Consider the following 16,323-nt stretch of genomic DNA (forward strand, 5'->3'; position numbering starts at 1 on the left):
CCTCACTTATCGTTTTTAGGTGCAAACAATTTTACAGCAAACACTTCATGATAAGGCGAACCGTAAGTTGCGATAGAATTAATCCGGATTCGGGTTACACTTTTCGCATCCACCTTATGTTTATTCAACGTGAGATAATTTCCGCGGATTATGATATCCCTCTCCGTTCCATCTTCTAAGGTCAAGGTCACATCATAATCTCGGATGAGGAGCTCGATAGGATCGTCGAAATGCTCCAAATCCAACTGTGAATTGAATACAAGATGGATTTCGTCCACATTTTTGGGGCTTGCAAAACTGAATTCCAACCATTCCTGTCCTTCCGTACGTTCGGAAATCCAGCCGTTCGGCAGACCATAAGGTCTGGAGAAACCGTTGACGACATTCTCGGGATTATACATATTCTGGGATGGGGACAGGTCCTTAAAGCAAATGCTCTTATTGAATTTCTTCAGCCTGGACGGCACTTCCGGCCTATAATGGAAGCTGACCGCTCCTGTCATTTTCTCTTCATTGACGTATACGGCAAGGCTGGCCGTACCTTCCAGTACGATGTAAATTTTGTCGTCTGCCGGCTTCTTGCAGCCCAAGTCCAGCGTAATCCAGTCGTCATGACCGGCTGCAATAGCCAAGCGGTAGTCTTTCAACTCGCTGGTAGGAATGTAGTTTTCCTTCCGTTCTCCGCCAAACAGCTTCACATGCAGAGTTTCCGAATGCTCGGAACTATTCTTAATTTGGATCCGAACGCTTTCAGCCAAGGATGTCTGAATCGGCAAGACCAAACATAACCCTTTCTCTAAGGGAATCGCTTCGGTTGGATGAAGATTGTCGTAGCTGCGCTGAGACGAGGCACGAATCGTTAATCCGTCAGCGAAGTAAGGATCCAATTCCTCTTGAAGCCCTACAATCGTTTGCCCGTCTCGAAGCAGCAGCGCCTGCAGCTCCCCCATATGAGCTTCGACTATGGCTGCCGGGTCTACCTCATATTTCAAGCATAACGAAGCAGCCGTTCCAACCGCCTGCCCCATACAACCGCAGGTTGCCATTACCCTTGTCGATCCGAAAGCCACATGGGTAGCGCTTATATTGCGGCCAGCGAACATGAGATTAGGAATATTTCGAGAAAATAAACTGCGGAATGGGATATTGTACAATCCAGGCACGAAATTCCATGCTGTAGCCGGCCCCTCATCATAGATGCCCTTGGCAGCATGTAAATCCATATACCATCCCCCGACGGATACAGCATCCTCGAAATGCGGCTTTGCTGTAAGATCGTTCTGAGACAACATGTGATCCCCGATAAACCGCCTCGACTCCCGCTTTCCCGGAATCGGGCATACATAATCCAAGATGAGATTGTCCACATCATCAAATTCGCCGCTATTTTTGATATAATCCCAAATCCCGTAAACCAATTTCCGCAGCTCCAATGCGATGTCTTCATTGTTTTTGATGACATCCATATGTCCGCCGTATTCCAGCCACCACAATCCGCCAAGCCCGTTGATTTTTCTTGGGATAGCCCGATGGTTCAAGCCTCTTCTGATACTATCGAAAAACGCTAACTTCGTAATATCATACGCAAAGCCAGGCCTCTTGTACGGAACGGAATATCCTACGTCACGGGCTTGAAACAGGATCGTGTCTCCCATGGTGTAATGGTCCGCCACTTCAGGAGCCAAGTCTTCCTTGTATTCATGCTTCGCTTCTCTTCCCCATCTGAAGTGAGCACCTGCCTGATATCCGACAACTCCATCTCCGGAGCAATCGATGTAGGTTCGGCTTTCAAAACGAAATTTTCTTTCGGAAGCCAATTGAAGGCCTTCCACCCATTTAATTCTGCCGTTCTCCATGCCCGTCTCATGCACGCATGTATTCAGAAATAGAGAAATGTTAGGCTCATCATAGACCATATCCAACAAGACCGTATCCGAAAGCGAAAGCATAAGCTTCTTGTTATATAACGGATTATAGTGGAAAATCTTCATCTTAAGTTCTTCCACCAACCCGCCCTCACGCGCATAATAGGATGGACTATTTCCGAGATAGGCCGACCCGTTGATATGAACCCTGACCTCGCTGCTGGCATTTCCCCCAAGAACCGGTCGATCATTAATAAGTGAAACTTGCAGCCCGTGACGTGCGGCAGCAATGGCAGCGCATAGCCCGGCAATACCTCCGCCTACGACGGTTACATCCGCTTTAATAAGCTCCATTTCGATAACCTCCATGATTAGATACATCTATCATGGTAATCCTTTTGACCTCCGTTTTTTTTACATGATTTCGCGAAAAATTCACACATTTTTTTGCAACCTTATTTGGATTCATACCGTGTCATTTTTATCCGATATTGCTTAGGCGTATCACCCGTATATTCTTTGAACAATTTACAGAAATACCCTTCATTTACAATCCCCACTTCCTCGCACAATTCCAATAAAGAATAATCCTGAACATGTAACAGCTCGAGAGCCAATTGAATTTTTTTACGGTTGATGTAGCTGATCACGCCTTCGTTCATTGTTTTTTTGAATAAGCTGCTAAAATAAGATGGAGCTAAATTCACATCCTCGGCAATAGCCTCCAACGTTAAACGCTGTTTCAGGTTTTTCTCTATAAACCGTATGGCACTCATGATTTCTGCACGATGTAAAAGTTGGCCAGCGTGAACATATTCGAATGTGAAGTCCCCAATATAGGCAAGCTGCTCCCGAAATGCCATAAATTCTATGGGAAACTCCGCTACATCCGTGGTCAACGTGTTCCCCGATTTAAATTTCGCAGTAATGTCTCTGTACAGGTCTCGAAGCATAGGTGCCATAATGGACTTATGGATTTTATGATCCGTAACAAATTGGTTTAAATCAGCAAATTGTTTCTCCAGCTCTTCCTTGGAAACCTTCCTTTGCACCCATGCAAGAAAATCAGCCAGTTTTTGCTGAAAGTCGTCCTTTTTGTCATTACGGTAATGGAACCGATGCGCGGGTGTTTTCACTACTTTCTCTGTATGATAATAGAAATCCTCACTCCCATTTTTAGCTTCCGTGTAAGCTTGTTTGATGGATTCCCAGCCTCGGTGCGGACCTCCAAAAGCGACGGATACCATTTGATTCAAATATTGATGCAAATGGGAGACGATCTGACTCCCCAATGTCTGGCAAGCATATTCCGTATCCATCTCACTGCGATTATTTTCCCAGGAAAGAAAGCCAATAAACCGATTATCGGATAGTTCTGCAGCTACACCCCTGCCATAATTCATCACCGTTTCTTCGATTACATTCGTAATCGCATATTTCAAGATGTTTTGGTCAACCGCTGAATATTCATTACGGAAACTTTCATACTGATTCATTTCAACAATAAAGCAGCAATAGTTGGCTTGAAAGAACTGGAACTGCATGCGATTGGCGAAATCCGATGCCCGATGAGTTGGGATTTCCCCTCTGATCAGCTCGTTAAAAAATTGCTTGCGGACTCTATATTTATTTTCAAGAACGGATACGTTTAAAGATTGAAATTCCTCTTCTTTTTTCTTGTTCTCATCCAAAATTCCGGCTGCCTTATCCAGAGCTCGATCCAAATCCGCTTCCCTGAGCGGAACCTTAACAATGTACTCCAATACGTTGGCATGAATAGCTTTCTGTGCGTATTCAAAAGACGAATAGGCGGTCAAAAGAATGTATTGGGTATGGGGCAGTTCCGGCTTTAACTGCTCAATCATGGAGATCCCATCCATTCGCGGCATAACAATATCGGATATCACGATATCCGGCTTAAGCTTTAAGATCTCCTCTATCCCCTTCAGCCCATTATTCGCTTTACCTACTAAATGAAATCGCCTTTCCCGATGGGAGAGCTCGCTAAAAAACAATTCCAATCTTTGAATGATTAGATCTTCATCGTCAACAATGAAGCAGGTGTAGTCTCTCACCATCATGCATCTCCTTTAAACAAACCTGCCGGGAATACGGCGCGGACACGGGTTATTTCCCTCGGTATGCTTATGATTTGGAGCCCGAACTGTTCCCCGTAGTGAAGTCTTATTCGACCATGAATATTATTTAACCCGATTCTTTTCCTTTTTACTTCCACATCACTCGATTCTGAGATTAAAATATGCTTTATTCTATCCGTTGGGATTCCCTCGCCTTGATCAACTACTTCTATCATGATGTTGTCGTCCTCCCTATACGCATGAATAGTAATCGAACCTTCGATCGCCCCTCCGTTATAGCCATGGAAGATACTATTCTCCACAATGGGCTGCAGCAGCATTCGAAAAACCGGAAAATCCATTAACCCCTCTTCGATGTTCTCAATCAAAAGGAAGTTGCTGTTATAACGGATGTTCTGAATCGCGATATAGTCCGCTACATTTTGCAATTCTTGACGTAGGGAAACCTTCTCCGAAGCGTCGGCGATCCCGTATTCCAGCAATGATATGAGAGACCCGATTACTACATCTACTTTCTCAATTTGTCCGAGGCGTATGACATTGCTGATAGAACCAAGCGTGTTATACAGAAAATGAGGGTTTATTTGAGACTGCAGCACTTGGATTTCCAGCTTCCGCTCAAGTTCATTATGAAGTTCCGCTCGCCGAATCAGTTCCACAATTTGCTGCAGCATACGGTCGAAGGCTAGGGAAAGATCTCCGAATTCATCGTTTCGGTTAATCATTATTGTAGTTGTCAGGTCGCCTTGCTCCACACGCTTCATTTTTGTTTTGAGCGCATAGAGCGGATTTCTTATATATTTGGCAATAAAATAGGAAATGAACAAACTTAAGAGAAGACCTGCGGCTAGTAGCCCGATATAATAGGTTTCCAATCTGGACAACGCAGCTTCCAAGCGAGATTCATCGTTGATCGAGATGAGGGACCAATTGAATTTCTCCGTCGGTTTCTTCAGAATGGAGACCGGCATGCCATCCTTGGTATGCAGTTGAAGGCTTGTTCCCGTAGTATTAAGAATTTGTTCCGCCGACGTTTCCCCGATTGAAAAAGTATGATCTTGAATACTCAGCGGTCCTCTATTTTCCGAAAATCCGGCAATGATTTTACCCGATGTGGTGATCAGAGCCAGATTCATTTGTTCTTTTTTATTAATCCTGAACAAGGTTTCTTCAATTGCATTTAGATCCAAATCTACCGCAATGGCCATAGGAAACGGAGCGCCGTTCAGATATCGAACCATCGTAACTGTCCAGCCGGAATACTTGGATTTATAAGGATCACTGACAAATGTAGTCCGTTTGTTCTTGTCGGCCGCATCAAACAAAGGTTTTCTGTCAGATAAAGGTTCATCGAAAATTCGCGTAGTCGTACTTCCGCCCAGAATGGATAAATCGCTTTTGATCAGGTAAATGTTACTGATGTAATTACTGTTGAGTTCATATAGCTCTCTTAATTGCTTTTTAATCACTTCCGTATTGTCAATGTTGGCTTTCACCGATGTTTCGACCGAGAACAAGATCGTCTGGAAGGAGGAAAAATTAACTGTCAAATACTGGTCGACCTTGTCGAGTATTTGGTTTGTGTAATAAATGCCATTGGTTCTTATTTCCTTTTGGACATAGCGATAGGACAATTGGCTTATCAAGATTATGCAGCTTAATACAAACGCAAACACGATAAAAAATAATTTTAAAGGCAAGCTGATTCTTCTTCGCATCGGTCATCTTCCTTTTAAGAATAGCATAAAAGAGAGGGGCTATTTATCGCCACTCTCTTCGCTTATTTTACTTGATTATGCCCGCTTCTTTAAATTGCTTGACTGCTGTATCCTTATATTTCTGCATATCAAACTTGGTATCCAACGTTTTGAGGAAATTGTCCCAGTTGGAAAGAGGGTCTTTGCCCGACATAAATTTGACTAAGCTTTCATTAATGAAACGTGTGCGGTCAGCTGCCAAGGTATCGCTAGGGTCTGCAGTCAATATATTTCCGGGCAATGTAAGCCCCACATATTTCTGATTGTTCGTGAAAGCTTCTGCCGTCTTAGGATTCTGGAAGCTGAAGTACTCGGCATCATCGCCACGGCGCGGCATTCTATAATGATCGACCCATAGGTACTTTTCTTTCATTTCCTTCGATAATTCGGAGGTTTTATTTTTGACCTTGCCGTCCACCAGATCCCAATGAATCCCTTTAATTCCGTATGCAAAATTCGGATATGCTTCTTTGTCCGTAAAGAGATATTCCAGCATAGACAAGATCCGAATGATTTTGTCCTTGTCGGCTTTCTTGGAAATGGCCCATGAATTGCCTTGGAACGATTTTCTCTCCACGATTTGATCGCCGTAAGGCCCTTTCATTGGAGGGATGACGATCCATTCCGGCACCTCTCCGCTGATTTCTTTCATTTTCTGCTGATAATCCGGTTCGAGCCTGCGGGCATCTCTTATCATGAAGCCAACTTTACCCTTAAATAACTTTTGGTCCAACAAATCGGGCGTATTCATCGTCACCCAGTCTGGGTCTACAACTTTGGCTTCCATCATTTTATTGATGTAAGCGAGCGCCTCTTTCATTTTGGGATCGATAAATAGGAATACCGGTTTATTGTCTTTCACATCAATGGCTGAGGGAGGATTGACGCCAAACATCCACATCAAGCTGTCGAAGCCGTAGGTTTGCAAATTGCCTTCTTTATTCATACCGCCTATGAATCCGTACGTATCGTTTTTGCCGTTTCCGTCCGGATCTTTCTCCGTAAAGGCTTTCATCACCTCAAACAGCTCGTCAGGGGTTGTCGGCACTTTCAAATTCAGCTTTTTCAGCCAATCGTTGCGGATGAAGAAGCTTCGACTGATCCCGTTTACATTATCATAACCTGGAACTCCAATGGTTTTTCCTTGATAGGACATCGCCTCCCAGGAGTCTTTGCCGAAACGCTTCTGCAATTCAGGGAATTGAGCCAGGTACGGAGTCAAATCCGCAAGAACGCCTTGGTCATAATATTGCGCGAGATCGGCCCGACTCTTCAAGAAGAGCAAATCTGGAATATCCCCGCCTGCTATAAGCGTATTTAATTTGGTTGTTGCTTGCCCGGCTTGAGGAATCATCATATCCAAGTCGATGTTCATCGCCTTTTCCAGCATCTGGCGTTGAACGTCTTCATCGCGTGGAGGTATCGGAGCGGCAGCGTTGAAAGTACCTTGGTTAAACATCGAGATTTTCATTTTCTTCTCAAACTTGTTAGCCGCGGCTTGCGGGCTTGGGCTGCTCGAAGCTGCCGGCTTACCTTCTTCTTGTCCCCCACATCCTGACAATAGCGTTCCCAGCCCTGCCATAGCAACCAGCATAGTAAATGAAATCTTAGTACGTTGCATATTGACCTCTCCTTTTGCTTGTATATTATCACGGTTTCCCGTAACAACCTAGTTAGGAATTGCCTTTACCCTTTTACCGATCCCATGAGTACACCCTTAGTAAAATGTTTTTGCATAAATGGATACACGATCAAAATCGGGATCGTAGTCACGACGACAGCAGCCATCTGCACTGCGAATTTGCTAACCGTTCCGGAATTGGCAATCGAATCAGCGCTTTGTGTTGCGACGTTAAGCAGAATGTTGCGCAAGACGACTTGAAGCGGCATTAAGTTCGAATCATTGAGATAAACAATAGCATCGAAATAACTGTTCCAATGTCCCACCGCGTAAAATAAAGAGATTGTGGCAAGGACGGGCATCGACAGGGGTAATATGATCTTCCATAACGACTGAAGTTCACTTGCGCCGTCTACTCTCGCCGATTCCTCGATTTCAGCAGGCAATTGCTCGAAAAAGCCTTTAATGATCACCAGATTAAATGCACTAATGAGATGAGGAATAATCAATACCCACGGACTGTCTAGCAATCCCAGAGAGCGGATTAACAAATAAGTCGGAATTAACCCTCCGCCAAACATCATGGTAAACACAATGAATAGTAAAAATGAGCTGCGTCCCGGCAAATATTTTTTGGATAACGGGTACGCCGCGATTACCGTAAAAAACACATTTAACGCAGTGCCTACAATCGTTCGAAACAACGTAATTTTATACGCCTGCCCTATACCATGAGAAATGAATACTTCTTTATAGGCCACAAAGGAAAAGGTTTCCGGTATAATAACAATTCCTCTTCTTAACACTTCCGATTCTGGCGTTACTGAAACAGCAACCACATATAGAAAGGGAAGTAAGCAAAGTAGTGATAGCAAAATAAGAATGGAATATACGACTGCTTGCCATACTTTTTCCCCGATTGTCAGATTAATCATCCTCAATACCACCTCACCAAATTTGCCCATCGAATTTTTTGGCGAGCTTGTTCGCAGCCAAAACTAAAACAAATCCGATAACAGCTTTAAACAATCCCACAGCAGTAGCCAAGCCAATCTTAAGACGCTCCAGTCCTTCACGGTATACCCATGTGTCGATAATATCGATCTTCTCCTGGTTAAAACTGTTGGCAAACATGAATATTTGGTCAAAGCCAGCGTCCAGAATATGGCTTAATTTAAGGATCAGCATCAGAATAATGACTCCTCGAATGCCGGGTAATGTTATATGCCATAACTGTCTCCACTTGGAAGCGCCATCAATCCGAGCCGCTTCATATAAGCTTGGATCGATACCTGCTAATGCGGCAAGGTATAATATCGCTCCCCATCCAATATCCTTCCATATTTCAGATAAGATGATCAGCAGTCTTCCCCAGGCAGGTTCCGTTAGAAAGGAGATCGGTTGAACACCATTTTCCTTCAAAATCATATTAAAAAGGCCATCTCCCGGGGCTAATAATGCCACCATCAGTCCATAAACAATGACCCATGACAGAAAATGGGGCAAATAAGTGATCGTTTGTACGATTTTCTTAAACCATTGGGTATAAACTTCATTGAGAAGCAAAGCAAGTACGATAGGAGCGGAGAAACCGAACAATAACTTATACAGCGATATGATAATCGTATTTCTCATGATGTCCCAGAAATAAACGCCGTTAATAAAATCTTTAAAATTTTTCAATCCCACCCATTGGCTATCCCATAGTCCCAAAGCCAGGTTGTAGTTTTTAAAAGCAATAATGATTCCCGCCATAGGAATGTATTTGAATACGGCAAAGTAAACCAATGCCGGGATTAAAAGAGCATACATCACTTTATACTTTTGTATCGTTCTTATCCAGGAATTCCGCTTTTTGGGGAGGGGAATGGTGTCCACTGCCAATTTCGCTTGCATATCATCACCTCGTCTTTATTTATATTTGAATAATAGCATCCCCCTATCGGATAAATTTCTGTTATTTCAAGAATTTCTTATAAGATATTAAGGAAGCGGGCCTTGGAAAATTCCAATACAATAGGCATGATAAAAACGGACAGAGTGACCGTCACCGTTTCTAGGCGCTTTCACTTTGTCCGTAAATTTTTTCATATTTACGTTACGGTTTTTCCTCACTATTCGAACCGGCACGAAAAAAGCGGGCTTTGAGATCGTGCAAAGCTCTTACAATATGCCGGATTGATCAGGAACTTGCGCGATGATGACGACGGTTCTGTCCCTTGCCAGTTCCTCGAATGCATCCTGAATATACCGTTCATTATCCGGGTCCACACTGGCAGTCGCTTCATCGAGCAGCACGGTCGGCGCGTCTTTGAGAATGGCGCGAGCGATTGAAATACGCTGTCTTTGTCCGCCCGACAGCAACCCCCCGCATTCGCCGACAACCGAATCGCAATAAACGATAACCATACTCATCGAAATGAAAACGTGCAGCGATCATAAATAAAAGTAAAGCGGAGTTGTTTTTGAACGTAAAAAACAGGGAAGCAGGCTCCTGCTCCCCTGTCTCCCTGTTTCCCCTTTCCCGTACGCACAGCCCATGTAACGAAAACGAAATTTGCTATTGTTCGCCCGTCCGAATATGCGGGAATGTACGAATCGACCAGCGGATCCAGCGATTACCACGAACGAAATATCGATCGCCGCGGATATGCCCTCCAACCGATCCGGTTGCCTTCCACTGCCCTGTGTTCAAAACTCATAACCAAAGAGGGCGCTCTGCGTTGAAACTCGCTAAACCTAGTTTCTTGTCCTCGCCACATAAGGATAAATCGGGCCTCTTAGTTCGAATTCATACGTTTTTCCATTCACAATTCCAACAACTTCCTTGCTATCATAAAGATCTAACATAAATCCAGCCATTTCTTTTGCAGTATGATAGTTTGGAACTACTCCTTCATAATGAAACTCATCTAAATCCAAAGCATTTTTAATAAATTCAGTTTCCGTTGAGGCGGGTGCCAAAACCTTTACTTGCATGGGAGATCCTTTTTCTTTCAATTCTTGTGCGAGCCCTTCTGTAAAGGCACTTACATAGAACTTTGAAGCGCAGTAAGTCACAGCATTGCCAACAATTTGGTATCCTCCCCCTGAAGAAATATTGATGATTTGCGTTCCTTCAACATCTGCATAGTCACGTACATAAAGAGTGGATAGAACGGTTAAGGCTTCAATATGCAAGCGAAGCATCGTCTCCATTCTTTTTACATTTTGCTCCCCTACGGAAGCGAAGTTTCCAAATCCGGCATTGTTGATCCAGGTCTCGATCTGATAATTTTGAAGACTTTCGTAGAATTCATAAACATTAGCAGTTACAGATAAGTCAACAGTTCGAATGACAACATCCAGGTCTTGGTTAAGGTTTGCCACTTTTGATTTTAACTTTTCCAATTCCGCCGTTCTCCGAGCCGCTATGATTAAGTTTTTTCCACGAGCCGCAAAAGCAAGAGCCGTTTCATACCCAATTCCTGAGCTGGCTCCCGTAATAACCGTATATTTCATATAAAATCCTCCTGTTCCACGCATGTCTATATTACCTTTAGGTTATCAAAAAGATGTCTGTATAATAGTCGTCTACTCATTTCTCAAAACTCCGGAGATAAAATTCCTGTTGTTTTAGCATATAATCCGAAGTTTTTCTCATCATCTCGGCAAAGAGCAGGCTTTCTTCCTCCCCTAGATGCCTAACGAGACCAACGAACATATTGAGGCGGGCCTCATTAATTCCTTGTATATACGTTTCCCCTTTATCCGAAAGCCGGATTCTGACAACCCGCCGATCGGCAGGATCGGCATGACGCTCGACAAGCTCCTGTGCTTCCAAACTATTGATATGCTGCGTTACCGTTGGCGAAGTGACATTCAGCTTTCCGCTTATTTCCGAAACCATCAATCCCGGACTGTCATCCTTGACATTCATGCTGATGAAATAGAGAACCATGATCTCGCCTGGCTTTTGATTGTATATAGAGCGATTCTGCATCATATTTCCACTAACCTGCGATTGGAAGTACGATTCCATTAACTGCTTTGCTATTTTCGTCTGCCCATCCGTCAATCCATTCACTCCTCGAATACGAATACATTGGAAACTGCCTAATGTAGTAGCTTGGTTCCATATTGCAAAGATGCTATAGTTCTAAGACTCCATTTCAGAGGCAAATCGCGCTGCAATGGTGTAAAATACTTCCTTGGGTTCCCAGGGCATATCAGGGTAAGTCGTGCCGCGGCGTTCTTGCAGCACCCGTACGATCCCATAAGACGCTCGATCAAAATCATGATCGGGGTCTTTGTCGTTCATGTGTCATAGGTCAATCCGCGCAAGCGCATAATGGGCGCTCCTTTCGTTCTCAAAATAAATAGAACACTAATTTATTCGGTTACTTATTTAATAGGTAACCTAAGTATATGTTAATGAATGAAGATAGTCAAATTGTTGCTTGATGCACGGTATTAAACTCGAAAAGGCTGCCATGATGCCGGCAGCCTTTTGAAGGGGGTTATTGAGCAATCGTGTCCCCTTAGTTCACTTCCTGATTAGTAAACGTTAGTTTTTGTGAAAACGCTCAACATATTCGTCCTTGGTTAGCCCGTATAAGATGGAATCATAATATCTTCCGTTTGTGTAGAACACTTGCCGTGCCCCCGTCGTCCCGAAAAAAAAGTCGCAGTATACCGGCGGTCATGCCGATGCCCTGCGACTTTTCGGAGCGTCTTCGATCACTTGCCTTCCTCGTCGGCCGAGGGACCGTAGAGACCCGGCACCGGAATATCGAGAAGCCGCAAATATACCCCGAGCTGCGCCCGGTGGTGGACCATGTGGCTTAATCCGAAGGTGCGAAGCGCGATCGCCCGCGGTTGGCGAAGGATGATATGGTCGCCGTTCCGCAAGGTCCATTCCTCGCCGAGCGTTTTCTCGTCGCATTCGGCTAACAGCTTTTCTAGCTTGACGACGTTCGCGTCGAATTCCTCCAGCACGTCTTCGCGTCTTTCCAAAGCTTCCCGCCGAAGCGGCACAGTCGAAAGATCGAATACCGGGTAAAGAAAAATCGCGACTTGCCAGTTCAGCAGATTGATCAGATGCGTGGCCAGCCCGCCCAACGTCATCGATTTCACGTGCGGCTTCCACATCATATGCTCATCGGGCAAGCACTTCAGGATGTGGCGCGTATTGGCCAGCTCATGCATGGCGTCTCCGACGATCAGTTGTTTCACCATAATTCCCCTCTCCTCCCTTATATGCCTAGCATACTATAAACCCGATCGAGTAAAAAGACTAATCTCGGTCGTTCGGCATCGGATGACGGTGCGACGTTCTGCTAGGGAGTTGCATTTGCGCGTGTTACTTTTCCAACGACGTCCTTGATAGCAGCAATCACCGCGTCCGGGCGCTCCAACTGTATAACGTGGCTGGAGTCTGCGAGGACTTGTTGCGTGCTGTTGGAGGACCAACTGGCTTCCTCGGCCTGCATGCTTGCCCAAGCTGCTTCCGCACGATTGAACTGTTCACGCGTTAGGCCACTTGCGGTCTGCTCGGATTCGCTGAAAGCGCTCCAAGGCTTTCCTCTGGAGAGCACGGCGAGGGGCAGGTTGCCGAGGGTACGAAATGTGCCTGCCTCGCGTAGTGAATCTTCGAATACGGCTGCCTCCGCGAAGGCGGCTGCGAGTGATGTCGGTTGATAGGCCGTGATTGCTTTAGCTGTCTGGGACGGCAACTCCGGGATTACAGCATCGGGAAGCACGAGCCTCGGCAAACCGGTCCACGCGATTGCGGCGAGGGCGCGAAACGCGATTGGAATCGGATCGCTCTCTGGCTCGCCGGTGGCCTGAGCGAGGCGCGCGGTCTGGTCAGGATGCGAGGCGTCGACCAGAACCATCCCAGCGACCTCTTTTCCGTAATGCTTGGCGAACGTCATGACGTACGGGCCACCCATGGACGCACCGACCAAAATGTAAGGCGTCTGTTCATTTGCAGCACGCAGGGCCTTGTGAAGATCTGCGGCAATAGCGAGACTGTTTCGCCGACCCTTGGCCGGATCGCTCCACATAATGCCGGCCCGGTCATAGGAGCAAACCCTCGTGAAACGGGCGACCTGTTCCTGCACCGGTTGCCATAGCGCAGATCCGCTTGTGTCTGCACCCGCCTCGAGCACAACGAGCGGCGTGCCGTTACCCTCACAATTCAGATGGATCTGACGCCCCCCTATGTCCACAAGCCTTCCAGGCGCAGGGAAATCCTTAGCGACCCGGCTGCGAGCCGCCTGTTCATAAATGCCGCCAATCGAGACTAGAACGATTGCAAGGATAGAGCCGGTGATGGCCACACGCTTTACCCAACTTCTAAAAGATAGACGCATAATCTTCCTCCCTCAGTAAAAGAATTTTTTCTGCTCTCTCGCGAATTCTCATGGATCGATTTTCTCCCAAACTGTAAGCTCTCTCCTTTTCATTCATCTAGGGACACTATACGCGTCTTATTTGAATTGAAGATGAACGCAGAGTTACAAAAAAACAATCGGAGGCCGGCGACCTCCGATTGCGAGTAAATCAGGTGACAAGTATAGATATGCGGTTGTTACAGGCTCTTCCTGAGCGGCAGCTTCACCGTGAAAACCGAACCTCCGCCCGGCTCCCCATCCGCCCGGATTTCCCCTTCGTGCATATCCACGATTCGTTTGACGATGGATAGACCCAGTCCGCTTCCGCTGACGGAACGGTCACGGGACTTATCTACTTTGTGGAACGGCTTGAAAATATCCGCCCGCTGATCCTCCGGTATTCCGATGCCGTTGTCCGTTATGCGGACAACGGCCGACCGGCCGTCGGCATAGGCGCGAATGCGGACCCTTCCGCGGACAGGAGTGAATTTAATGCCGTTGCCCAGCAAATTCGTCCATACCTGGCTGAGTTGATCCTCATCCGCATGAACGGTTACCGGCTCCAGGTCCAATTCGACGGCGATCTCTTTACCCGACCATTGCGGCTCGAGAGCGATGACGACCTTGCGAAGCTGTTCGTCAAGCCGGAAAGCCGCCGATTGAACGGGATGACGATCGTGCTGCAAGGAAGAAAGCCGCAGCAGGTTTTGGCTGATCCTGGACAGCCTTTCGCTTTCTTCCTCGATTATCGTCAGGTAATGCATCCGGCTTTCCTCGCTCATGCGTTTCTGCTTCAACGCTTTGGCGAAACCGGAGATGGACGTCAGCGGCGACTGGATCTCATGCGATACGTTCGCCACGAATTCCCGCCTCATGCGGTCCAGATTAGCAAGATCCTGCGCCATCTCGTTAAAACTCGCGTTAAGTTGTCCGATCTCATCCTTGCGGTTCGTCCGGAGCTGCACGTCAAAATGGCCTTGAGCCATTCGCCCGGCCGCATCTCTCAGCCGAAGAAGCGGCTTCACTATCGATCGCGCGGCGGCCAGAATGAGGGAACTTCCGATCAGGAAGACGGTCAACAGCTCCGTGTTGACTTCTCTGTTCGTCTGCATCCACAATTCGTTGCTCTTCAGCATGACGAATAAGGCATAGGACTTGCCGTCAACCGGTAACGGAAGTCCGACCATCGGATACCTGCCCTCGTTCTCGACGTCACTGGCCACGCCGCCGGCCAGCACGTGACGAATCCGTTCCGCGTCGGGAACGACAGGCTCCGACCTGACTTCCAGCAACGGATTGCCGGAGGCGTCGAACAGCTGAACGGCATAGATAGATATGCTGGAAACGTTGTTCATGAAAGGAATCAATTCCGTTCCGGCTGATGAACGGTAGGTCTGAATGATTTGTTTGCCGTTCGACAACAAGCTGTTCTCCAACGTGTGCACAAACGGTTCCCGGAACAGGAGCGTAGACGCAATGGTAGCGACGATGAGGCTGACAACGATGACACCGACGAAGATGAGGACGATTCGGGTATAAAGCGATTTAATCCCGGTACACCTCCAGGCGGTAGCCGAGACCTCGCAGCGTTACAATGCGGAAATCAGACTCGTGTTCGGCGAAGCGCTCCCGAAGCCGCTTGATGTGAACGTCCACGGTCCGTTCGTCTCCTTCGTAATCCATTCCCCAAATCTCCCCGATCAGATGATTCCGGGTGAACAACTGCCCCGGATAACTCCCAAACTTGTAAAGCAGTTCGAATTCTTTCATCGGCAGGGTGACCTCCAGGCCGTCCTTGTTCACCACCTGGTAGCATTTGCGGTCCAACTGCAGATCGCCAAGCCGGAGCGTTTGGGAATAGGCGATCCGGTAACGCTTCAACAGCGCCTTGACCCGGAGCGCAAGCTCCATCGGGTCGAACGGCTTAACGAGATAATCGTCAGTACCCAGCTTGAAGCCTTTGATGCGGTCCGCCGGCTCGCCTTTTGCGGTAATCATGAGAATCGGCATGTCGCCAAGCTCGCGGAGCTTGGCGCACAAGTCCCAACCGTCCATTCCCGGCATCATGATATCCAGGACGACCAGATCCGGCGAATGATTCTCGGCGTATTCCAGCGCTTCGGCGCCGTTTCCCTTCTGCACTACTTCGATCCCTTCATCTTCGAGGTAGAGCCGTACCAGTTCGCGAATGTGTGCGTCATCGTCCACAACCAGCACTTTGGGCATCCGCCTCCCCCCCTTTTCGCCTGTTCCGTCACATTTTACGACATGTGTATGAACTCAATATGAACAAAAGCCTCCGGCGCGACGGCAATATCCGCTGCGGCCAAGTTTTCAAAATGTATTCAGAATCCGAATCAGTTACTGCAATAACTCTCACTTTGATTAACCCCTTACAAAGGCGATTACATTTATGATAACCTGATTGCTTTCCCTAGAGAAGATAAGGGTTTTTTATAAACTATTTGCCCGATGAGAAAAAGGCTGCAGCGGCTCGATACAAGGGTTTTGCACGATCACCGATCCTTGCTCGGCAGAGGAGCGCAAAAAAACTTGATTGGCACTGAAGCCGATCAAGTTTTACTCGCGTGCGGTAATCGTGTA

12 protein-coding genes and 1 pseudogene are annotated in these 16,323 nt (G+C 46.7%); all 13 read right to left on the reverse strand.

What is annotated here, in order from left to right; genetic code table 11:
- Positions 1–2: 2 nt before the first annotated feature.
- The 13 genes and pseudogenes from ACKGJP_RS19605 to ACKGJP_RS19665 all read right to left on the reverse strand — a co-directional run bounded on the left by ACKGJP_RS19605 (position 3) and on the right by ACKGJP_RS19665 (position 15,945).
- Positions 3–2,219, reverse strand: a complete 2,217-nt coding sequence (locus ACKGJP_RS19605) for an FAD-dependent oxidoreductase (RefSeq protein ID WP_409340505.1) — start codon at positions 2,217–2,219, stop codon at positions 3–5.
- Between the two features lie 101 nt (positions 2,220–2,320).
- Positions 2,321–3,943, reverse strand: a complete 1,623-nt coding sequence (locus ACKGJP_RS19610) for a response regulator (protein WP_409340506.1) — start codon at positions 3,941–3,943, stop codon at positions 2,321–2,323.
- The gene (locus ACKGJP_RS19615) at positions 3,943–5,682 is read right to left on the reverse strand and encodes a histidine kinase (protein ID WP_409340507.1); all 1,740 of its coding nucleotides are present in this window, start codon (positions 5,680–5,682) and stop codon (positions 3,943–3,945) included. The genes ACKGJP_RS19610 and ACKGJP_RS19615 overlap by 1 nt, the downstream gene beginning before the upstream one ends.
- Positions 5,683–5,749: 67 nt before the next feature.
- Positions 5,750–7,342 (reverse strand): extracellular solute-binding protein, encoded by a 1,593-nt coding sequence (locus ACKGJP_RS19620; RefSeq protein ID WP_409340508.1) that lies wholly within the window; start codon positions 7,340–7,342, stop codon positions 5,750–5,752.
- A gap of 65 nt (positions 7,343–7,407) precedes the next feature.
- On the reverse strand, positions 7,408–8,277 hold the full coding sequence (locus tag ACKGJP_RS19625) for a carbohydrate ABC transporter permease (protein WP_409340509.1): 870 nt from the start codon (positions 8,275–8,277) through the stop codon (positions 7,408–7,410).
- 13 nt (positions 8,278–8,290) lie between these two features.
- Entirely contained in the window at positions 8,291–9,238 is a 948-nt protein-coding gene (locus ACKGJP_RS19630) for an ABC transporter permease (RefSeq protein WP_409340510.1), read from the reverse strand.
- Between the two features lie 297 nt (positions 9,239–9,535).
- Positions 9,536–9,775: pseudogene (locus tag ACKGJP_RS19635) on the reverse strand (ATP-binding cassette domain-containing protein); the annotation flags it as partial.
- A 306-nt stretch (positions 9,776–10,081) separates the two neighbouring features.
- The gene (locus ACKGJP_RS19640; protein WP_409340511.1) at positions 10,082–10,843 is read right to left on the reverse strand and encodes an SDR family NAD(P)-dependent oxidoreductase; all 762 of its coding nucleotides are present in this window, start codon (positions 10,841–10,843) and stop codon (positions 10,082–10,084) included.
- A 76-nt stretch (positions 10,844–10,919) separates the two neighbouring features.
- Entirely contained in the window at positions 10,920–11,399 is a 480-nt protein-coding gene (locus tag ACKGJP_RS19645) for a MarR family winged helix-turn-helix transcriptional regulator (RefSeq protein WP_409340512.1), read from the reverse strand.
- A gap of 662 nt (positions 11,400–12,061) precedes the next feature.
- A complete protein-coding gene (locus ACKGJP_RS19650; protein WP_409340513.1) occupies positions 12,062–12,559 on the reverse strand; it encodes a DinB family protein in 498 nt (165 codons plus the stop codon).
- 101 nt (positions 12,560–12,660) lie between these two features.
- The gene (locus ACKGJP_RS19655; RefSeq protein ID WP_409340514.1) at positions 12,661–13,698 is read right to left on the reverse strand and encodes an alpha/beta fold hydrolase; all 1,038 of its coding nucleotides are present in this window, start codon (positions 13,696–13,698) and stop codon (positions 12,661–12,663) included.
- Positions 13,699–13,916: 218 nt separating this feature from the next.
- Complete coding sequence (locus ACKGJP_RS19660) at positions 13,917–15,140, reverse strand: sensor histidine kinase (RefSeq protein ID WP_409340515.1); 1,224 nt, start codon at positions 15,138–15,140, stop codon at positions 13,917–13,919.
- A gap of 124 nt (positions 15,141–15,264) precedes the next feature.
- Entirely contained in the window at positions 15,265–15,945 is a 681-nt protein-coding gene (locus tag ACKGJP_RS19665) for a response regulator transcription factor (RefSeq protein WP_409340516.1), read from the reverse strand.
- Positions 15,946–16,323 lie beyond the last annotated feature (378 nt).

The sequence above is a fragment of the Paenibacillus litoralis genome (assembly GCF_046244365.1).
GTDB lineage: Bacteria > Bacillota > Bacilli > Paenibacillales > NBRC-103111 > Paenibacillus_V.

Coding starts and splice junctions, on each gene's coding strand:
- ACKGJP_RS19620 (WP_409340508.1), bottom strand. CDS start 7,342: ATGCAACGTACTAAGATTTCATTTACTATGCTGGTTGCTATGGCAGGG.
- ACKGJP_RS19655 (WP_409340514.1), bottom strand. CDS start 13,698: ATGCGTCTATCTTTTAGAAGTTGGGTAAAGCGTGTGGCCATCACCGGC.
- ACKGJP_RS19665 (WP_409340516.1), bottom strand. CDS start 15,945: ATGCCCAAAGTGCTGGTTGTGGACGATGACGCACACATTCGCGAACTG.
- ACKGJP_RS19605 (WP_409340505.1), bottom strand. CDS start 2,219: ATGGAGCTTATTAAAGCGGATGTAACCGTCGTAGGCGGAGGTATTGCC.
- ACKGJP_RS19650 (WP_409340513.1), bottom strand. CDS start 12,559: ATGGTGAAACAACTGATCGTCGGAGACGCCATGCATGAGCTGGCCAAT.
- ACKGJP_RS19630 (WP_409340510.1), bottom strand. CDS start 9,238: ATGCAAGCGAAATTGGCAGTGGACACCATTCCCCTCCCCAAAAAGCGG.
- ACKGJP_RS19640 (WP_409340511.1), bottom strand. CDS start 10,843: ATGAAATATACGGTTATTACGGGAGCCAGCTCAGGAATTGGGTATGAA.
- ACKGJP_RS19625 (WP_409340509.1), bottom strand. CDS start 8,277: ATGATTAATCTGACAATCGGGGAAAAAGTATGGCAAGCAGTCGTATAT.
- ACKGJP_RS19610 (WP_409340506.1), bottom strand. CDS start 3,943: ATGGTGAGAGACTACACCTGCTTCATTGTTGACGATGAAGATCTAATC.
- ACKGJP_RS19615 (WP_409340507.1), bottom strand. CDS start 5,682: ATGCGAAGAAGAATCAGCTTGCCTTTAAAATTATTTTTTATCGTGTTT.